Here is a 17,499-nt window from a genome sequence, read left to right on the forward strand (position 1 = left end):
GAACTCAGGTACCGGTGAGGTGTTCCGGGCGGACCGGGACGCGGGTGAGCGCCAGGCCGGTCGCCGCGCGGATCGCCGCCACGATCGCCGGGGTCGACGAGATGGTGGGCGGTTCGCCGACTCCACGGATGCCGTACGGGGCGTGGGGGTCGGCCAGTTCGAGCACGTCGATGCTCATCGGGGGCATGTCGAGCACGGTCGGGATGAGGTAGTCGGTGAACGACGGGTTGCGCACCTTGCCGCCGGAGGTCTGGATCTCCTCCATCACGGCGAGGCCGAGGCCCTGCGCGGACCCGCCCTGGATCTGCCCGACGACGGCCTGCGGGTTGAGCGCCTTGCCGACGTCCTGGGCGCAGTCCAGTGCCACCACGCGCACGAGTCCGAGCTCGACGTCCACGTCCACGACGGCGCGGTGGGCGGCGAACCCGTACTGCACGTGCGCGTTGCCCTGGCCGGTCTCGGGGTCGAGCGGTTCGGTGGCGCGGTGCCGCCACTCGACCGTCTCGTCGATGACCTCGTCGCCGATGTCCGCGCGGTCGCCGAGCCTGTCGCGCACGGCCAGGCACGCGGCACGGACCGCGCCCCCGGTCACGTACGTCTGGCGGGACGCGGACGTGGAACCGCCGTTGCCGATCGTGGTGTCCATCGGCAGCACGGTCACGGTCTCGATGCCGAGCTCGGTCCGCACGATCTGCTGCATGATCGTCACCAGGCCCTGGCCGACCTCGCACGCCGCGGTGTGCACGGCGGCGACCAGCGAACCGTTCACCATCGAGACGCGCACCCGCGCGGTCGAGTAGTCGTCGTAGCCCTCGGAGAAGCAGATGTTCTTGATGCCGACGGCGTAACCGACGCCGCGCACGACGCCCTCGCCGTGCGTGGTGTTCGAGACACCGCCGGGCAGCTCGCGGATGTCGGCCGACCTCCCGGCCGGCAACGGCTTGTCCTGCACCAGCTTCAGCAGCTGCGCGACCGGTGCCGCCGAGTCGACGACCTGCCCGGTCGGCATCACCGAACCCTCGGTCATCGCGTTGCGCACGCGGATGTCGACCGGCGACATCCCCAGCGCCTCTGCCACTTTGTCCATCTGGGACTCGTAGGCGAAACCCGCCTGCACGGCACCGAACCCGCGCATCGCACCGCAGGGCGGGTTGTTCGTGTAGACGCCGTACGCGTCGACCGTCACGTTGTCGACCTCGTACGGCCCGACGCCCAGCGTCGCCGCGTTGGCCACGACAGCGGGGGTCGAGGAGGCGTACGCGCCGCCGTCGAGGTACATCTTCGTGCGGACGTAGACCAGCTTGCCGGTGCGGTCGGCGCCGTGCTCGTAGTACAGCACGGCCGGGTGCCGGTGCACGTGCCCGTAGAACGACTCCTCGCGGTTGTAGACCATCTTGACCGGCTTGCCGGTGTGCAACGCGAGCAGGCACGCGTGCACCTGCATCGACAGGTCCTCGCGGCCACCGAACGCGCCACCGACGCCGGACAGCGTCAGCCGCACCTGTTCCTCGGGCAGTCCCAGCGCGGACGCGATCTGCGCGCGGTCGACGTGCAGCCACTGCGTCGCGATGTACAGGTCGACCGAGCCGTCGGTCGCCGGCACCGCGAGCCCGGACTCCGGCCCGAGGAACGCCTGGTCCTGCATGCCGACCTCGTACCGGCCGGTGACCACGACGTCCGCGGTGACGTCCTGCGCGCCGCGCCGGATCGGCACGTGCCGCACGAGGTTCCCGCCGGGGTGCAGCGGGGTGTCGTCGACCGCGGTCTCCATGTCCACCACGGGTGCCAGCACGTCGTAGGTGACGACGATCTTCTTCATCGCCCGCAGCGCGGTCTCCGGGTGGTCCGCGCCGACCAGCGCGACCGGTTCACCCTGGTAGCGCACGACGTCCACGGCCAGCACCGGCTGGTCCTTGTGCTCCAGCCCGTACAGGTTGCGGCCCGGCACGTCCGAGTGCGTGAGCACCGCGTACACGCCCGGTACCTTCAAGGCCTCGGTGAGGTCCACCGACGTGATGCGGGCGTACGGGTGCGGTGAGCGCAGGGTCGCGCCCCAGATCATGTCCTCGTGCCACAGGTCCGACGCGTACGCGAACTCGCCGCGCACCTTGAGGTTGCCGTCCGGGCGTTGCGGTGACGTGCCGATGCCACCCGAGACCGCGGAGGTGAGCTCGGTGGGGGTGAGGGTCATCGCGCTGCCTCCTGGAGCTTGGTGCCGGCCGCGGCGAGGTCCCGCGCCAGCTCGTCGGTCGGCGCCGTGAGCAGGACCCCGTCCCGCACCACGACCTCTCCGCCCACGACCAGCAGTTTCACCGGCGGCGGCGGGCCCAGCACCAGTGCCGCCACCGGGTCCGCGATGCCCGCGTGGTCCAGTCCGGACAGGTCCCACACCGCGAGGTCCGCCACCTTGCCCGGTTCGATCGAACCCAGCTCGCCGGCCCTGCCGAGCACCTGCGCGCCGCCCATCGTGCCCATCCACAACGCCTTGCGGGCGTCGAGCGCACCCGGCCCGCCGCGCTGCCGTGCCTGGTAGAGCGCCGACCGCAGCTCGACGACCAGGCCACCGTCCTCGTTGGACGCCGCGCCGTCGACCCCGAGACCGACCGGCGCACCCGCGTCGAGCAGGTCCCGCACCGGCGCGATCCCGGTGCCCAGCCGGCCGTTGGACGTCGGGCAGTGCGCCGACCCCGTCGAGGTCGCGCCCAGCCGCTTCACCGCGTCGGCGTTGAGGTGCACGGTGTGCGCGAGCCACACGTCCGGTCCCAGCCAGCCGAGCTGCTCGGCGTACTCGGTCGGCGTGCAGCCGTTCTCCGCCAGGCACTGCTCTTCCTCGTCCAGCGTCTCGGCGAGGTGCGTGTGCAGCCGGACGCCGTGCCGCCGAGCCAGCGCGGCCGCCCCGGTCATCAGCTCCTTCGACACCGAGAACGGCGAGCACGGCCCCACGGCCACGCGGACCAGCGCGTCGTCCGCGGTCGAGTGGTAGGCGCCGATCGCGCGTTCCGTGGCGGCCAACGCGGCCTCGGTCTCCTCGACCAGGTTGTCCGGCGGCAGGCCACCGGAGGACTCGCCCCGGTCCATCGACCCGCGGACCGCCTCCAGCCGGATGCCGATCCGCCGCCCCGCCGACACCAGCGCGTCGAACACGTCCCCGCCACCGGAGGGGAAGACGTAGTGGTGGTCGGCGGCGAGCGTGCAGCCGGTCAGCGCCAGCTTCGCGAGCCCGGCCGACGCCGCCGCGTGCGTCACGGTGTCGTCCAGCCCGCGCCACACCGGGTAGAGCGCGGTCAGCCACTCGAACAGCGTCGCGTCGGTCGCGAGGCCCCGCGTCGCCCACTGGTACAGGTGGTGGTGGGTGTTGATCAGACCCGGTGTGACCAGGCACGACGACGCGTCCACGTACGTGTGCGGCTCAGCCGGCCGCGGTGCGGGACCGGAGCCGACGGCCTTGATCCGCCCGTTCTCGACGACGACGTGCCCGGACGCGTGCTCGGTCCCGGCCTCGTCCACAGTGGACACCGCGCAGCGGTCCAGGACGATCATCGGCGGGCCGCCGCGAGCCGCACGGCGTCCAGGATCTTCTCGTACCCCGTGCAGCGGCACAGGTTCCCGGCCAGCGCCTCCCGGATCTCCGGGTCGGACGGGTTCGGCACCCGGTCGAGCAGGTCGTGCGCCTGGACCACGAGACCGGGCGTGCAGAACCCGCACTGCACCGCGCCCGCCTCGACGAACGCCTCCTGCACCGGGTCGAGCCGGTCACCGTCGGCGAGGCCCTCGACCGTGCGCACCTCCCGGTCCTGCGCCTGTCCGGCCGCGACCAGGCACGCGCACACCGGCGCGCCGTCCAGGTACACCGTGCACGAACCGCACTCACCCTGCTCGCAGGCGTTCTTCGAGCCGGGCAGCCCGAGGCGCTCGCGCAGCAGGAACAGCAGCGACTCGCCCTCCCACACGTCGTCGGCCTGGCGCTGCTCGCCGTTGACCGTCAGGTTCACGCGCATGCCTGTTCCCCGTCCAAGAGTTCCTGCCACACCCAGCCCAGCGTCCTGCGTGCCAGCACGGCCAGCGCGTGCCTGCGGTACTCCGCCGACCCGCGCACGTCGTCGATCGGCGCGGCCGCCGTCGCCACCAGCTCCCCGAACCGCCGCTTCACCGAGTCCAGCAGCGGCGCCGGAGAGGAGAAGTCCAGCTCGGCGGCCAGGAACTCCTCCGCCTCGTGCGCCCGCCGCGGTGTCGGCGCCGCCGACCCGACCGCGGCGCCGGCCCGGTTCTCCGCCGGGAACAGCGAGATCGCGAACGAGCACACCGCGATCACCATGGCGTTGCGCGTGCCGACCTTGGAGAACTGCTGCGGCCCCTGCGCAGGGGCCAGGTGCACGGCCACGATCAGCTCGTCCGGCTCCAGCGCGTTCCGCTTGACCCCCAGGTAGAACTCGGCGGCCGGGATCATCCGCGTGCCGCGTGCGGAGGCCACCTCGACCACCGCGTCCGACGCCAGCAGCACCGGGTGCGTGTCCCCGGCGGGCGAGGCGGCGCCCAGGTTGCCGCCGACCGTGCCGCGGTTGCGGATCTGCGGCGAACCGACGGTCCGCGACGCCATCGCGAGCCCGGGGTGCGTGGTCCCGAGCTCGTCGATGATCCGCGCGTACGGCACCCCGGAGCCGATCCGCGCCTCGGTGACCGTGCGCAGCTCCTCGACGCGCGTCAGGTCGAGCAGCGCGGCCGGTCTGCGGTGGTCGAAGTTCAGTTCCACCATCACGTCCGTGCCACCGGCGATCGGCACGGCGTCGGGGCGCGCGGCCTTCAGTTCCAGCGCTTCGGCGAGCGTGGCCGGTCGGAGGAAGTCCATCGTCAGCTACCTCGGTAGGTGGAGTAGGCGAACGGCGAGAGGAGCAGCGGCACGTGGTAGTGCTGCGCCGGGTCGGAGTAGTCGAACGTGAGCACGACCTCGGGGAAGAACGGCGCGGCCTGCGCCGTGTCGAACACCAGCCGGTACACCCCGGCCTCCAGGCCGTCACCCCACCCGGTGACCCGGCCGTCCGCGTTCGTCTCGGCGGCGGCCACCTCGGTCCCGTCTCGGCGCTGCAGCGACACGGCGATGCCGGCGAACGGCCTTCCGCGGGCCGCGTCCAGCACGTGCGTGGAGATCGTCACTCGCCCTCCCCTCCGGTTGTGAGCCAGTACACAGACTCAGTGGTACAGGCAGCTACGGCGTGGCACATGAATCCGAGGACTCCTGGAGGTAACGAATTTGTGCTTTCCTACAAACCCGGATGGACGAGAGTGACACCCCATGTTGCTGCTGCGGACGTTGCTCGGCATGACGGAACTGCGGCTGAGCCTGCGGACCGGTGCGGACCAGCTCGACCGCGCGGTCACCCGCGTGTACGGAACGGAGCTGCCCGACCCCAGCCGGTACCTCTCCGGCGGTGAGCTGGTGCTGTCCGGGCTGCTGTGGCACCACGGCCCGCGCGACTCCGAGACGTTCGTCCGCTCACTGGCCGCCGCGGACGTCGCCGGCCTCGCCGCCAGCGAGACCGAGGACAGGCAGCTGCCCGCCGACCTCGTGACCGCCTGCGAACGCCACCGCGTGCCGTTGCTGGAGGTCCCCGTCGACCTGTCGTTCGCGACGATCACCGAACGCGTGTCGACGGAGCTCGTCGGCCTGAGCCGCCACCGGCGCCTGCTGAACGTCGTCGCGGAGGGCGCCGGACTGCCCGCGCTGCTGACCGCGGGCAGCCACGAGCTCCGCGCCCGCTGCTGGGTGCTGTCCACGACCGGCCGGGTCGTCGCGGGCGGCGAGCTGCCGGACCGGGTGGCACTGGTGAAGGAGTTCCTGCAGGCCGACCGGTTGCCGAAGGCGGTCAGGGGCACCACGCTCGTGCCCGTCTCCGAACGCGGCGGCACCCGGCTCACCAGCTGGATCCTCGTCGTCGCCGGCGAACCGCAGCCGGAGGCCGCCGCCGAGCTCGCCTCGCTCGTCGCACTCGAACGCCTGCGCCAGGCCCAGGGCCGCCGGATCGAGAACCGCACCGCGGCACCGCTGCTGACCGCCGTGCTCACCGGCGCACCCGACCTCGACTCCCGCCTCGCCGCCGCCGGTCTGGAGAACACCCCGCTGCGCGTCCTGTGCGCGGTCACCGGGGACCAGCGCGCCGACCTCGCCGCCGCCGTGCTGGAGGAGGCGCTGCCGCAGGCGCTCGTCACCCCGGTCGGCGACACCGTCTACGCCGTCGCGAAAGCCGATGACTCGGTGCCCGCCGAGGTGCGCGAGGCGCTGAGGGTCGTGGAACCCGGCCTCGGCTCGTCCCGCGTGCTCGTCGGCATCAGCTCCCCGGTCACCGCACGAGGCCTGCGCGGCGCGGCCGAGGAGGCGACCCACGCCCGCCGGCTCGGCGAACGGCGCGGCGGCCGCACGTGCGTGGTGGCGGGCGAGGAGATCGCCCTGCACCAGCTGCTGCTCGCCGGGGTGCCCGAGGAGCTGCGGTCCTCGTTGCGGCGCAGGCTCCTCGGCCCGGTGCTCGACTACGACGCCGAGCACGGGTCCGACCTGGCCGGGACGCTGCGGGTGTTCCTCGGCTGCGGCGGTTCGTGGACGACGGCGGCGCAGAAGCTGCACGTGCACGTCAACACGCTGCGGTACCGGGTGGGCCGGGTGGAGGAGCTGCTCGGCGTCGACCTGACCGAGTTCGAGTCCCGCGTAGACCTGTTCCTGGCACTGCAAACGCACTAGAACCCGTGTCGCGTTGTCAGTCTGACGGCTGATCCCGGTCGAGCCTTCAGGCTGATGCCGCCGGACACCCGCGTTTCCTACCGTTCCCGGACATGAGGATCGTCGTGGTCGCCGTGCTGGTGCTGATGAGCGGCTGCTCGGCCACCACCGACGCCCGGCTGGTCGTGGAGGGGACGGGAACCGCCGACCAGCTCACGTACATGTTCCCCGGCGAGGACGAGCGGACCCTCAAGAACCCGGACGTGCCGTGGCAGCGCAGGGGAGCGCGCAAGGGCCGGTTCGTGGTGCGGCTGGAGGGCGTGCGGGGCGAGCTGACCTGCAAGATCATCATCAACGGCCGCCAGGTCAAGACCGCGACCTCCGCCTCCGGTGCCGCGCTCGCGTGCGATCACTCGATGGCCGTCTGATGTAAGCGGTGCGAAAGACCGTAGCTTCACCTACTCGGGGAGGTTACCGGTGATGAGTGACGTTGTGGCTGGTAGGAACGCTGCCGGCGAGGTTCGTTCCCGCGGTTCGCACGGCATTCCGGCGCAGTTGCGGCCACCGGCGCCGCCGAAGCACTTCGTCGGGCGCGCGGGAGAACTCGAACAGTTGCGGCCCAACGGGGTGACGGTCATCAGCGGCCCTGCCGGCGTGGGCAAGACCGCGCTGGCCCTGAAGTGGCTGCGCGACCGCGGCAGCGGCGACCAGCTGCACGTCGACCTGACCGTGCGCGAACCGGTCGAGGTCCGGCTCGGCCGCCTGCTGCGCGCACTGCGGCTCACCCACGTCGACCGCGCCGACCGCTCGGCGGCGTTCCGGTCGATCGTGCTGCGGCAGAGGATCACCCTGCTGCTCGACAACGCGAGCAGCGCCGAGCAGGTGCGGCCGTTCCTGCCTGCCCGCGGCACGGTCCTCGTGACGAGCCGCGCACCGCTGGACCTCGACGCGCCCGTGGTCGAGCTCGACCCGCTGACCGACGAGGACGGCAGCCTCCCGCCCCTGCTCGACCTGTCCTACGTGGAGCTCCCGGAACGGCAGGCCCGCCTGTACCGGCTGTGCGCGTGGCACCCCGGCGCCCACTTCGACGTGCCCGAGGCGGCGGCGATCGCCGGCGAGTCCGAGTGCGACGTCGAGGACGCGCTGGACGACCTCGTCGAGAAGGCATTGCTGACCGAAGTGGGCGACGACGCGTTCCGCTTCCATGACCTCGTGCGTGCCCATGCGCGCGCAAAACGCCATGCGAGTTAAATGTCTTTCGACGCGATCTAACGGCATTGCTCATCAGTGAAGGAACAGGTCGGCCATTTAACGGTTGTCCACAGCGGGTGGCCCATTCGGGAATCCGATTCGGTCTTATCCTTCGCGGCATGCCGAAGGATTTCCGGGCCACGACCCTCGAACGCGCCATCGGCCGGCGCCTGGCAGGGTGGCGGGACGAGCGGCAGCTCAGCCTGACCGAGGCCGGGCAGCGGGTGGGCTTCAGCAGCGCCAAGCTGTCGATGATGGAGAACGCCGTGCAGCCCTCCGCGGTGCTCGACATCATGGCGCTCGGATACGTGTACCAACTGCCGTCCGAGGAATGGCAGGCCGTGGTGCGACAGGCGCAGTATGCGGAACAGGTGCGCGCGCTCGACAATGCGCCGTTGTTCGACCCGGCCGCCGACTTCGCGAATCTTGTGTTCGAGGCAACGGTGTTGCGGACGTTCACGACGGACCTCGTCCCACCCCTGTTCCAGCTCGCCGACTACGCGAGGGCCGTGCTGCACCACGACCCGCCGCGCGCCGAGCACCAGGCGGCGGCGCGGGAGGCGTGGACGAGCCGCGTCGGTGGCCGCGACCCGTTGCGGGTGCAGGCGGTCCTCGCCGAACCGGTGCTGCGGCCCGTGGTCGGCGGCCCGCGGGTGATGAAGGCGCAGCTGCTGCACCTGATGGAGCTGAGCGAGCTGGACGGGGTGTCGCTGCGGATCGTGCCGCACAGCGCGGGCGCACACCCGGCGATGGGCACGCCGTTCACGTTGCTCAGCTTCGCGCACCGCCAGCACAACGACGTGGCGTACTTCGAGACGTTCGTCCAGGGGACGTACGTCGAGGACCCCGTGCAGACCGAGGGGTGTGCGCGGAGGTTCGGGGCGGTGAGCGACCTCGCGCTGGGGGAGGGCGAGTCGCTGGAGCTGATCGCGGAGGCGGCGGCGGAGCTGTGAAGCACGCCCCACCAGCGGTGATGTCGGGTTGCTGAGAAAAGTCCGGATCAGCTGCTGACCTGCGACAGGATCGGGACGCACCCCACCCCGACTCCAGGAGGCGGCATGTACCGCAGATTCGGTGTCCTGTTCGCGGCGATTCTGGGCGTCACGCTCACCGCTGCCGCGCCGGCCACCGCAGACGCGTCCGGGCAGCACGGGCGGTTCCCGGCGGAGTTCTCCCTGCCCGCCGGGTGGCAGCCCGAGGGCATCGCGATCGCCGGGACCACCGCCTACTTCGGTTCGCGGGCCGACGGCTCCATCTACGCGGCCGACCTGCGGACCGGCAAGGGCGCGGTGCTGGCCAAGGGACCCGGCACGCCCTCGCTCGGCATGAAGGTCGACGAGCGCAAACGGCTGTGGGTCGCGGGCGGTGCCGGTGGCGACGCACGGGTCTATGACACGCGCACGGGTGCGCTGCTGGCGAAGTTCCAGTTCGCCACCGCGGACACGTTCGTCAACGACGTCATACTCACGGACAAGTCGGCGTGGTTCACCGACTCGCGCAAGGCGGTGCTGTACCAGGTGCCGCTGAGCCTCACGCCGCACTCGACGCTCGACCTCACCGGTGACCTCGTCGTCACCCCCGGCGCGACGAACCTGAACGGCATCGTGACCGGACTCGACGGCGGCCTGATCGTCGTCCAGAGCAACACCGGAATGCTGTTCCGCGTCGACCCGCGCACCGGTAAGACCACCGGCATCGATTTGAACGGTCAAACACTCACCAATGGTGACGGTCTGTTGCGTGAGGGACGTCAGTTGTACGTGGTGCAAAACCGCTTGAACAAAGTCGCGCGCTACACGCTCAGCCGTGATGGCGCGACGCTGGCCGCGGAACGAACTGACGCGCGGTTCGACGTGCCGACCACGGTGGCCGCGTTCGGAAAGCGCCTGTACCTGCCGAACGCCCGGTTCACGACCCCGCCCACGCCGGAGACCACCTACGACGTGGTCTCCGTGACCCGCCCGTAGAACTAGGCCGTCCGGGGGTTCTCGCAGGGCAAGAACCCCCGGACTGGGTGTTGCGGCAGTCACCTGACTGGGTAGCCTGCTGACCGCGTACAGCAGGTGATCGCTGCCATTCGGTGACGAAGATCTTTTCTTGTTACCATTTTGCAGCCGAAGGAGTGACGTGGATAACCCGCAGCGCTAGCCGTGGGACACATGGAGACGAAGAGCGCTGTGAACGAGAAGAGCGGCTACGCACCGACCGACTACCGGACCATTAGGTCGCGGTTGGCCGGAGTGGTCGTCGTTCCCAGCGTCGTCCTGCTGGTCATGTGGGCGGTCTTCTCCTCGTACACCGTTTTCGACGGTTTCCACATGCGCTCCGCCGCGGCCGAGGTGAAGGACGTGACGATCCCGTCCGTGCAGGCGTTCGTCGGCCTCCAGCAGGAACGCCGGCTGAGCCTCGTGCTGCTCAGCAAGGCCGGCGGCACCGACGCGAGCGCGCTGCGGCAGCAGCAGGCCGAGACCGACGAGTCCGTCACCAGGATGAAAGCGGCGTTCGCGGACCTGACCGACGGCGCGCCGCAGGACGTCATCGACCGGGTCACCGCGCTCACCACCGCGCTGGACGAGCTCGGGCAGCACCGCTCGCGGGTCGAGTCGGGCACCGGCAACCCGCAGGAGGTCTACGACTACTACAACGGTCTCGTCGACGCGGGCGTCGCGCTGTTCTCCCGGCAGGCGCGGCAGGTGCCCGACGCCGAGGCCGGCCAGTCCACCGTGCAGGCCGTCACGATCTTCCAGTCCGCCGACTGGATGTCCCGCGCCGCCACCGTCGGCTCCCGCGGCCTGCTCAACCGGTCGTTCACGCCCGCGGAGCGCGTGGAGTTCGCCCGCCTGGTCGGCGCCTACCACTCCGGTGTCGACGCCACGATCCCGTTTGCGCTGGAGCAGCCCCGCCTGCAGTACGACGCGCTGCGCACCAGCTCCGAGTACCGCGCGCTGACCGACCTCGAGGGCCGCATCATCAACGGCGACACCGCCGTCAGCGACCAGCAGTGGCGGGCCGCTGCCGGTCCGGTGCACGAGCGGCTCGTCGCCATCGCCGTCCGGCAGGCGGAGGACGCGACGAACCTGGGGCTGGAGAAGGCCGGCAACCGGTTGACCGCCGTGCTCGTCGGCAGCCTGATCGCGTTGCTCGCGGTCGTCGTCGGCATCGTGCTCGCGCTGCGCATCTCCCACCGGCTGGTGAGCCGGGCGCTGGTCACGCGGCTCGCCTCGCTGCGGGAGGACACGCTGCGACTGGCGCAGGAACGGCTGCCGCACATCGTGGCCCGCCTGCGCGGGGGCGAGCAGGTCGACGTCCACCGCGACATGCCGCCGCTGGACTACGGCAACGACGAGATCGGCCAGGTCGCCGACGCGTTCAACACCGCCCAGTACACGGCGGTCGCGGCCGCGGTGAAGGAGACGCAGGCCCGCGAGGGCGTGAACCGGGTGTTCCTCGACATCGCGCACCGCAACCAGGGGCTCGTGCACCGCCAGCTCAAGATCCTCGACAAGCTGGAGCGCGAGGAGGAGAACCCGGACCAGCTCGACTCGCTGTTCCAGCTCGACCACCTCGCCACCCGCGCCCGCCGCAACGCCGAGAACCTGATCATCCTCGCCGGTGAGCAGCCCGGCAGGCAGTGGCGCAAGCCGGTGCGGCTGAGCGACGTTCTGCGCGCCGCCGTCGCCGAGACCGAGCAGTACGTCCGGGTCAAGGTCAACCCGGTGCCCGACCGCGCGCTCGTGGGCGTGGCCGTCGCCGACACCATCCACCTGCTCGCCGAGCTCGTCGACAACGCCACGGCGTTCTCCTCGCCGCGCTCCGAGGTCGTCGTCCACTCGAACGCCGCGCCGCACGGCATCGTGATCGAGATCGAGGACCACGGGCTCGGCATGACGCGGGAAGAACGCCTGCAGGCCAACGCGAAGCTCTCCAACCCGCCGGACTTCGAGACCATGGCGTTCCGCGGCGAGTCGCGGCTGGGCCTCTTCGTCGTCGCCCGGCTCGCCGCCCGCCGCGGCATCAAGGTGGAGCTGCGCGACTCGCCCTACGGCGGCACGGTCGCGCTGTGCGTGCTGCCGCCGCAGCTGGTGGCGCCGCACAACACCGCGGGCGACATCAGCGAGACCACGCAGATGCCGGTGCGGTCGTTCCACGACCAGCACCACGGCCACGCCGAGGAACACCCGAGCTTCCCGGTCAGGCTGCCGCAGAGGACGGTGAGCGCGGCGGCGCCGGACGAGGTGGCGGAGGCGCTCGTGAACCCGCGGCCCGTCCCGTCCGTTCCCGAAGCGGGTGGTCCGGTGGCGCCGGAACAGACGGCGCCGCAACCGGGTACCCCGGAACCGGCCCCGGACGGGAAGCCTGCGCTTCCCCGCAGGAAGAAGCGGCAGAACCTGGCGCCGCAGCTCGTGCAACCGGGCGAGGTGCCGCATGCTGAGCCGGTGACCGGCGAAAGGTCGGCCGAGCGGACCCGTGACGGGCTCGCCGCGTTCCAGCGCGGCACCCGTGACGCCCGGCTGACCGACGACTGGAGATCAGAAGGAGCCCCCTCGTCATGAAGGACAAGACCAGCCAGCACGGTGAGCTCAACTGGCTGCTGGAGGACCTGATCCAGCGGGTGGTCGGCGCGCGGCACGCGGTGGTGCTGTCCGCCGACGGACTCCTGCTCGGCCGTTCGGCCGGGCTCTCCCGCGACGACTCGGAGCACCTGTCGGCGATGGCGTCGGCGTTCCAGTCGCTCGCCCGCGGCACTGGGCGCCACTTCGGCGGTGGCGCGGTGCGGCAGACCATCGTCGAGATGGAGCACGCCTACCTGTTCGTCACGGCGGCGGGGCACGGTGCGTGCCTCGCGCTGCTCGGCGAGGAGGACGCGGACATGGGCATGATCGCCTACGAGATGAACATGCTGGTGAAACGGGTGGGCACGTACCTCTCGTCGGCCCCCCGCGCAGAAACGGCGCCCGTGCCCTCGGCACGAGAGTCCCGCTGATGTCCTCCCGCGAGGACTGGTGGTACGACGAGGCCGCGGGGCCGCTGGTGCGGCCCTACGCCATGGTGCGCGGCCGCACCCGGCCGAACGCGCCGGACCTGCACCTCGTGACGCAGGTCCGCACGTCCTCGTTTGCGTCCGACCAGACGTCGCTGACGGTCGAGCATCGCGAGATCATGTCGTTGTGCGTGCGCCCGCTGTCGGTCGCCGAGGTGGCCGCCTACCTCGACGTCCCGCTCGTCGTGGTCAAGGTGCTGCTCTCGGACCTCATCGAGCGCGGCGACGTGATCGTGCAGAACTCCGCACCGCGAGTTCCCGACCGGGATCTCCTGCAGGCCGTACTGGATGGTGTTCGTGGGATCTGACGACCAGCTGACCGTGCCGACCTCGGTCAAGATCGTCATCGCGGGCGGTTTCGGCACCGGCAAGACCACCATGGTCTCGTCGGTCTCCGAGATCCCGCCGCTGAAGACCGAGGAGCTGCTCACCGAGGCCGGTGTGCACGTCGACGACCTGGCCGGCATCGAGGGCAAGAACACCACGACGGTGGCGCTCGACTTCGGCCGCATCACGATCAACGCGAGCGTGGTGCTCTACCTGTTCGGGACGCCCGGCCAGAACAGGTTCTGGTTCATGTGGGACGAGCTGGCCCACGGGGCGATCGGCGCCGTCGTGCTGGTCGACACCCGCCGGCTCGACTCGTCGTTCCCGTCCATCGACTTCTTCGAGCACCGCGGCATCCCGTTCATCGTGGCGGTCAACTGCTTCGACGGCGGGCAGCTCTACACCGTGGACGAGGTGCGCCACGCCCTCGACCTCGACGACGCGATCCCGGTGCTGCTGTGCGACGCCCGCGACCGCGAGTCGTCGAAGGCGGTGCTGGTCGGCCTGATCCAGCACTCGATGAACCGCCTGGCGCCGGCCTGAGGGTCAGCTCGTCAGTGCGGAGGACAGCAAGCCCGGCCTCCGCAACACCGGCACCCCGCCCCCTGCCTGCGAACGCACGCGGGGACCTTTCGTACCCTCTGAGAGTACGAAAGGTCCCCGCGTGCGTTCTACCGGGCGTAGTTGTGGAACCCGCGGCCGGACTTCTTGCCCAGCAGCCCCGCGTCCACCATGCGCAGCAGCAGCGGCGGCGGCGAGTACAGCGGCTCCTTGAACTCCTCGTACATCGACTCGGCGATGGCCTTCGTGGTGTCGAGGCCGATCAGGTCGGTCAGCCGCAGCGGCCCCATCGGGTGGGCGCAGCCGAGCACCATGCCGTTGTCGATGTCGTCGGCCGAGGCGAACCCGGACTCCAGCATGCGGATCGAGGAGAGCAGGTAGGGGATCAGCAGCGCGTTGACCACGAAGCCGGCGCGGTCCTGCGAGCGGATGACCTCCTTGTGCAGGGTGCCGCGCACGAACGCCTCGGCGCGCTCCTGCGTAGCGGCGCCGGTCAGCAGCGACGGCACGATCTCGACGAGCTTCAGCACCGGCACCGGGTTGAAGAAGTGCACGCCGATGACGTGCTCCGGCCGGTTGGTGGCCATGCCGAGCTTCATGATCGGGATCGATGACGTGTTGGAGGCGAAGATCGCGTCCTCGTCCGTCACGACCTTGTCGAGCGCGGCGAAGACCTCGGTCTTGACCTGCTCGTTCTCCGCGACCGCCTCGACCACGAACTGCCGGTCGGCGAAGTCGCCGATGTCCGTGGTGAACCGGATCCGCCCCAGCGCGGCCGCCCGGTCGTCCTCGGTCAGCTTGCCCGACTTCACGCCCCTGGCCAGCGACGAGGCGATCCGCCCCTGCGCTGCCTCGGCCGCACCCGCGTTGACCTCGACGACGATGACGTCGAGCCCCGCACGAGCGCTCACCTCGGCGATCCCGGAGCCCATGAGGCCGGAACCGACGACTCCCACACGTTGAATGTCACTCACGGGCCCGATCCTGCCACGACCGGCTCGAAACGAGGTGGTGCTGGTCCGGACGGGGGTGTGGTCCTCCGCAGTTCCGCAGCTGCGGACGAGCACCACAAAACGAACGGTCTTCCTCATGGTGACCGGAAAAAGGAGTTGAAAAGATCGAGCTCACCGAAAAGGAATTGGGGGAGTTCGATGTTCTCAGTTGTCGCGCCCACCGCCCACGAACCGGTCGGCGGACTCGCCGGGTGGGCCGTGGGCCTGATGGAGTCGCTCGGCGGCGTGGGCGCTGCCGTGGTGGTCGGCCTGGACAACCTCTTCCCGCCCATCCCGAGCGAGATCGTCCTGCCACTGGCGGGTTTCTCCGCGGCCAGGGGCGTGTTCAGCCTGGGGGAGGCGTTCTTCTGGACCACGGTCGGCTCCGTCGTGGGCGCGGTCGTCGTGTACCTCGCCGGAATGCTGCTCGGCCGCGAACGCACCCGCACCCTCGTCGCGAAGATCCCGCTCGTGCAGGTCTCCGATTTCGACCGGACCGAGAAGTGGTTCGCCGAACACGGCGCGAAAGCGGTTTTCTTCGGGCGCATGGTGCCGTTGTTCCGCAGTTTCATCTCGCTGCCCGCGGGAGTGGAGCGGATGGGCTTCGCGAAGTTCCTGCTGCTGACCACGCTGGGCAGCCTGATCTGGAACACGGTGTTCGTGGGCGCGGGGTACCTGCTCGGCGCGAACTGGTACCTGGTCGACGAGTACGCCGGGGTGTTCCAGAAGGCCGTGCTCGCGGCGGTCGTGCTGGCCGCCGGGTGGTTCGTGGTCATCCGCCTGCGGGAACGGCGGTCGGCGCGTGCCCGGTGACGGCTACGCTGCCGGGGTGCTGTTCGACCGCGGTGGGCTGCTGCGCCGTGCCGCGCGCCGGACGGCCGGGCTGGCGGTCGGGGGAGCGTCCGCGTTCGCCGAGCTCGCCTTCGTGGTCTGCGCCGCGGCCCTGCTGGGGGTGAGGTCCGCGCGACCAGCGGTGTTCACGACGGCCAGGGTGCTCGCCGAGTTCGAGGGCCGGCGGATCGAGCGCTTCCACGGGCAGGGCAGCGCGGGGGACTTCACCGGCCGGCGGGCGTTGCGGTACCTGGGTGTGCGCTGGCTCGTCGGCGGGCTCGGCGCGGGCGTGCTGCTGCTGGTCGTCCTCGGTGCCGGCACGGCCGCGGTCATGGTGTGGCAGATGGTCTTCGGCACGGGCAGCCCGAGCCGGATGAGCTGGTACGACCCGATCACGTTCGTGCTGTTCGGCACGCTGCTGGTGTTCATGACGGTGCAGGCGCTGCTCGGTGTGGAGCGCCTCGACCTCGGGCTGGCGCGCCACTTCCTCGGCCCGACCGCGCAGGAGGTGTTGCGGCGCAGGGTCTCCGAGCTGACCGTGAGCCGCGCGGAGGTGGTCGAAGCGATCACCGAGGAGCGCCGGCGCATCGAACGCGACCTGCACGACGGCGTGCAGCAGCGGGTGGTCGCGCTGGGCGTGCTGCTGGGCCGCGCGAGCCGCCGTGCCGACCAGGCGCCGGAACTGCTGGAGCAGGCCCGCGAGGAGGCCGGACGGGTGCTGCTGGAGCTGCGCGAGGTGAGCTGGCGGGTGTACCCGGCCGGGTTGGACAGCGGCGGGCTGCACGCGGCACTGGAGTCGCTGGCCGAACGCGCCGGCGTTCCGGTGCGCCTGCGCTACGCGCTCACCGAACGCCCTCCCGGCACCGTCGAGGTGCCCGCGTACTTCGTCGCCTCCGAGGCCGTCACCAACGTCGGCAAGCACGCCGGCGCCACCCGGATCGACCTGTCGGTGAGCAGGCGGGGCAGCATGGTCGTCGTGCGGATCGAGGACGACGGCGCGGGTGGCGCCGACCCGGCGGGCAGCGGGCTGTCCGGACTGGCGCGGCGGGTGGCCGCGGTGGACGGGGTGTTCACAGTGGACAGTCCGCCCGGTGGCCCGACCGTGATCACCGCGGAGCTGCCGTGCGCGTCGTGATCGCCGAGGACTCGACGCTGCTGCGCGAGGGCCTGGTCCGCCTGCTGGCCGAGGAGGGGCACGAGGTGGTGGCCGCCGTCGGTGACGCCACCGCGTTGCTGGAGCGGACCGAGGAGCACCGGCCCGACCTGGTGCTCACCGACGTGCGGATGCCGCCCGGCCACACCGACGAGGGGCTGCGGGCGGCGCTGGAGATCCGCCGGCGCTGGCCGGAGGTCGCCGTCCTGGTGCTGTCGCAGTACGTCGAGAAGCGCTACGCGACCGAGCTGATCACCACCGGGGGTGGCCGCGTCGGGTACCTGCTCAAGGACCGGGTGATGGACGTCGGCGAGTTCCTCGGCGCGCTGGAACGGGTGGCCGCCGGCGGCGAGGCGTTCGACCCGGACGTGGTCCGCGCGCTGATCACCCGCAGCGCGCACGCCGACCCGCTGGCCGGACTGACCGCGCGAGAACGCGACGTGCTGGAGAAGATGGCGCAGGGGCACAGCAACCCCGGCATCGGCCAGGCGCTCAGCATCTCGCGCAGCGCCGTGGAGAAGCACATCAACGCGATCTTCGAGAAGCTCGGCCTCACCGACAGCGCCGCCTACAGCAGGCGGGTGCTCGCGATCGTGCGCTACCTGCAGGGCTGACCGCCGCACGAAACCGCGCG

The 17,499-nt window shown here is 71.1% G+C and carries 18 protein-coding genes; 12 read left to right on the plus strand and 6 right to left on the minus strand.

Annotation, left to right across the window (positions count from 1 at the left end; translation table 11 throughout):
* Positions 1–4 precede the first annotated feature (4 nt).
* The 5 genes from ACZ7CD_RS22505 to uraH are packed head-to-tail and all read right to left on the minus strand — an operon-like array spanning position 5 to position 5,151.
* Positions 5–2,191 carry a xanthine dehydrogenase family protein molybdopterin-binding subunit gene (locus ACZ7CD_RS22505; RefSeq protein WP_470379616.1) on the minus strand — a complete coding sequence of 729 codons (2,187 nt, stop codon included), beginning with the start codon at positions 2,189–2,191 and terminating at the stop codon, positions 5–7.
* Positions 2,188–3,540 carry an 8-oxoguanine deaminase gene (locus tag ACZ7CD_RS22510; protein WP_470379617.1) on the minus strand — a complete coding sequence of 451 codons (1,353 nt, stop codon included), beginning with the start codon at positions 3,538–3,540 and terminating at the stop codon, positions 2,188–2,190. Before ACZ7CD_RS22510 ends, ACZ7CD_RS22505 begins: the two co-directional genes overlap by 4 nt.
* The gene (locus ACZ7CD_RS22515) at positions 3,537–3,998 is read right to left on the minus strand and encodes a (2Fe-2S)-binding protein (RefSeq protein ID WP_360391693.1); all 462 of its coding nucleotides are present in this window, start codon (positions 3,996–3,998) and stop codon (positions 3,537–3,539) included. Before ACZ7CD_RS22515 ends, ACZ7CD_RS22510 begins: the two co-directional genes overlap by 4 nt.
* Entirely contained in the window at positions 3,989–4,846 is an 858-nt protein-coding gene (locus tag ACZ7CD_RS22520) for an FAD binding domain-containing protein (RefSeq protein WP_458431147.1), read from the minus strand. Before ACZ7CD_RS22520 ends, ACZ7CD_RS22515 begins: the two co-directional genes overlap by 10 nt.
* Before the next feature lie 2 nt (positions 4,847–4,848).
* Entirely contained in the window at positions 4,849–5,151 is a 303-nt protein-coding gene (gene uraH, locus ACZ7CD_RS22525) for a hydroxyisourate hydrolase (RefSeq protein WP_360391687.1), read from the minus strand.
* A 139-nt stretch (positions 5,152–5,290) separates the two neighbouring features.
* On the opposite strand from uraH, the gene ACZ7CD_RS22530 reads away from it, so the two are divergent.
* From ACZ7CD_RS22530 to ACZ7CD_RS22570, 9 genes are all read left to right on the plus strand, one after another.
* Positions 5,291–6,730 (plus strand): PucR family transcriptional regulator, encoded by a 1,440-nt coding sequence (locus ACZ7CD_RS22530; protein WP_470374507.1) that lies wholly within the window; start codon positions 5,291–5,293, stop codon positions 6,728–6,730.
* Between the two features lie 92 nt (positions 6,731–6,822).
* Entirely contained in the window at positions 6,823–7,137 is a 315-nt protein-coding gene (locus ACZ7CD_RS22535) for a hypothetical protein (protein ID WP_360391682.1), read from the plus strand.
* 52 nt (positions 7,138–7,189) lie between these two features.
* Positions 7,190–7,960 carry a hypothetical protein gene (locus tag ACZ7CD_RS22540; RefSeq protein ID WP_470379618.1) on the plus strand — a complete coding sequence of 257 codons (771 nt, stop codon included), beginning with the start codon at positions 7,190–7,192 and terminating at the stop codon, positions 7,958–7,960.
* 119 nt (positions 7,961–8,079) lie between these two features.
* Positions 8,080–8,913, plus strand: a complete 834-nt coding sequence (locus ACZ7CD_RS22545; RefSeq protein ID WP_360391676.1) for a helix-turn-helix transcriptional regulator — start codon at positions 8,080–8,082, stop codon at positions 8,911–8,913.
* Between the two features lie 105 nt (positions 8,914–9,018).
* Entirely contained in the window at positions 9,019–9,927 is a 909-nt protein-coding gene (locus ACZ7CD_RS22550) for an NHL repeat-containing protein (protein WP_470379619.1), read from the plus strand.
* 210 nt (positions 9,928–10,137) lie between these two features.
* Positions 10,138–12,513, plus strand: coding sequence for a sensor histidine kinase (locus ACZ7CD_RS22555; protein WP_470379620.1), 2,376 nt, complete (start codon positions 10,138–10,140; stop codon positions 12,511–12,513).
* On the plus strand, positions 12,510–12,944 hold the full coding sequence (locus ACZ7CD_RS22560; RefSeq protein ID WP_360391668.1) for a roadblock/LC7 domain-containing protein: 435 nt from the start codon (positions 12,510–12,512) through the stop codon (positions 12,942–12,944). The genes ACZ7CD_RS22555 and ACZ7CD_RS22560 overlap by 4 nt, the downstream gene beginning before the upstream one ends.
* A complete protein-coding gene (locus ACZ7CD_RS22565) occupies positions 12,944–13,309 on the plus strand; it encodes a DUF742 domain-containing protein (protein WP_360391665.1) in 366 nt (121 codons plus the stop codon). The genes ACZ7CD_RS22560 and ACZ7CD_RS22565 overlap by 1 nt, the downstream gene beginning before the upstream one ends.
* Complete coding sequence (locus tag ACZ7CD_RS22570; protein WP_458431151.1) at positions 13,290–13,871, plus strand: GTP-binding protein; 582 nt, start codon at positions 13,290–13,292, stop codon at positions 13,869–13,871. The genes ACZ7CD_RS22565 and ACZ7CD_RS22570 overlap by 20 nt, the downstream gene beginning before the upstream one ends.
* 128 nt (positions 13,872–13,999) lie before the next feature.
* Here the strand turns inward: ACZ7CD_RS22570 and ACZ7CD_RS22575 are convergent, their stop codons facing one another.
* Positions 14,000–14,863: a 3-hydroxybutyryl-CoA dehydrogenase gene (locus tag ACZ7CD_RS22575; protein WP_360391660.1), complete on the minus strand. Its 864-nt coding sequence runs from the start codon at positions 14,861–14,863 to the stop codon at positions 14,000–14,002.
* A 177-nt stretch (positions 14,864–15,040) separates the two neighbouring features.
* Between ACZ7CD_RS22575 and ACZ7CD_RS22580 the strand changes: the two genes are divergently transcribed.
* From ACZ7CD_RS22580 to ACZ7CD_RS22590, 3 genes are read left to right on the plus strand one after another with little or no spacing between them, the layout of a single operon-like run.
* The gene (locus tag ACZ7CD_RS22580; protein ID WP_470379621.1) at positions 15,041–15,694 is read left to right on the plus strand and encodes a DedA family protein; all 654 of its coding nucleotides are present in this window, start codon (positions 15,041–15,043) and stop codon (positions 15,692–15,694) included.
* Positions 15,695–15,710: 16 nt separating this feature from the next.
* Complete coding sequence (locus tag ACZ7CD_RS22585) at positions 15,711–16,847, plus strand: sensor histidine kinase (RefSeq protein WP_470379622.1); 1,137 nt, start codon at positions 15,711–15,713, stop codon at positions 16,845–16,847.
* Complete coding sequence (locus ACZ7CD_RS22590) at positions 16,835–17,479, plus strand: response regulator transcription factor (RefSeq protein ID WP_360391653.1); 645 nt, start codon at positions 16,835–16,837, stop codon at positions 17,477–17,479. Before ACZ7CD_RS22585 ends, ACZ7CD_RS22590 begins: the two co-directional genes overlap by 13 nt.
* Positions 17,480–17,499: the final 20 nt, after the last annotated feature.

This window comes from Lentzea sp. NPDC036949, assembly GCF_055608075.1.

Bases quoted from the DNA above. Each gene is read 5' to 3' on its own strand.
- ACZ7CD_RS22505 (WP_470379616.1), bottom strand. From the start codon at position 2,191: ATGACCCTCACCCCCACCGAGCTCACCTCCGCGGTCTCGGGTGGCATC.
- ACZ7CD_RS22510 (WP_470379617.1), bottom strand. From the start codon at position 3,540: ATGATCGTCCTGGACCGCTGCGCGGTGTCCACTGTGGACGAGGCCGGG.
- ACZ7CD_RS22515 (WP_360391693.1), bottom strand. From the start codon at position 3,998: ATGCGCGTGAACCTGACGGTCAACGGCGAGCAGCGCCAGGCCGACGAC.
- ACZ7CD_RS22520 (WP_458431147.1), bottom strand. From the start codon at position 4,846: ATGGACTTCCTCCGACCGGCCACGCTCGCCGAAGCGCTGGAACTGAAG.
- ACZ7CD_RS22530 (WP_470374507.1), top strand. From the start codon at position 5,291: ATGTTGCTGCTGCGGACGTTGCTCGGCATGACGGAACTGCGGCTGAGC.
- ACZ7CD_RS22535 (WP_360391682.1), top strand. From the start codon at position 6,823: ATGAGGATCGTCGTGGTCGCCGTGCTGGTGCTGATGAGCGGCTGCTCG.
- ACZ7CD_RS22540 (WP_470379618.1), top strand. From the start codon at position 7,190: ATGAGTGACGTTGTGGCTGGTAGGAACGCTGCCGGCGAGGTTCGTTCC.
- ACZ7CD_RS22545 (WP_360391676.1), top strand. From the start codon at position 8,080: ATGCCGAAGGATTTCCGGGCCACGACCCTCGAACGCGCCATCGGCCGG.
- ACZ7CD_RS22550 (WP_470379619.1), top strand. From the start codon at position 9,019: ATGTACCGCAGATTCGGTGTCCTGTTCGCGGCGATTCTGGGCGTCACG.
- ACZ7CD_RS22560 (WP_360391668.1), top strand. From the start codon at position 12,510: ATGAAGGACAAGACCAGCCAGCACGGTGAGCTCAACTGGCTGCTGGAG.
- ACZ7CD_RS22565 (WP_360391665.1), top strand. From the start codon at position 12,944: ATGTCCTCCCGCGAGGACTGGTGGTACGACGAGGCCGCGGGGCCGCTG.
- ACZ7CD_RS22570 (WP_458431151.1), top strand. From the start codon at position 13,290: ATGGTGTTCGTGGGATCTGACGACCAGCTGACCGTGCCGACCTCGGTC.
- ACZ7CD_RS22580 (WP_470379621.1), top strand. From the start codon at position 15,041: ATGTTCTCAGTTGTCGCGCCCACCGCCCACGAACCGGTCGGCGGACTC.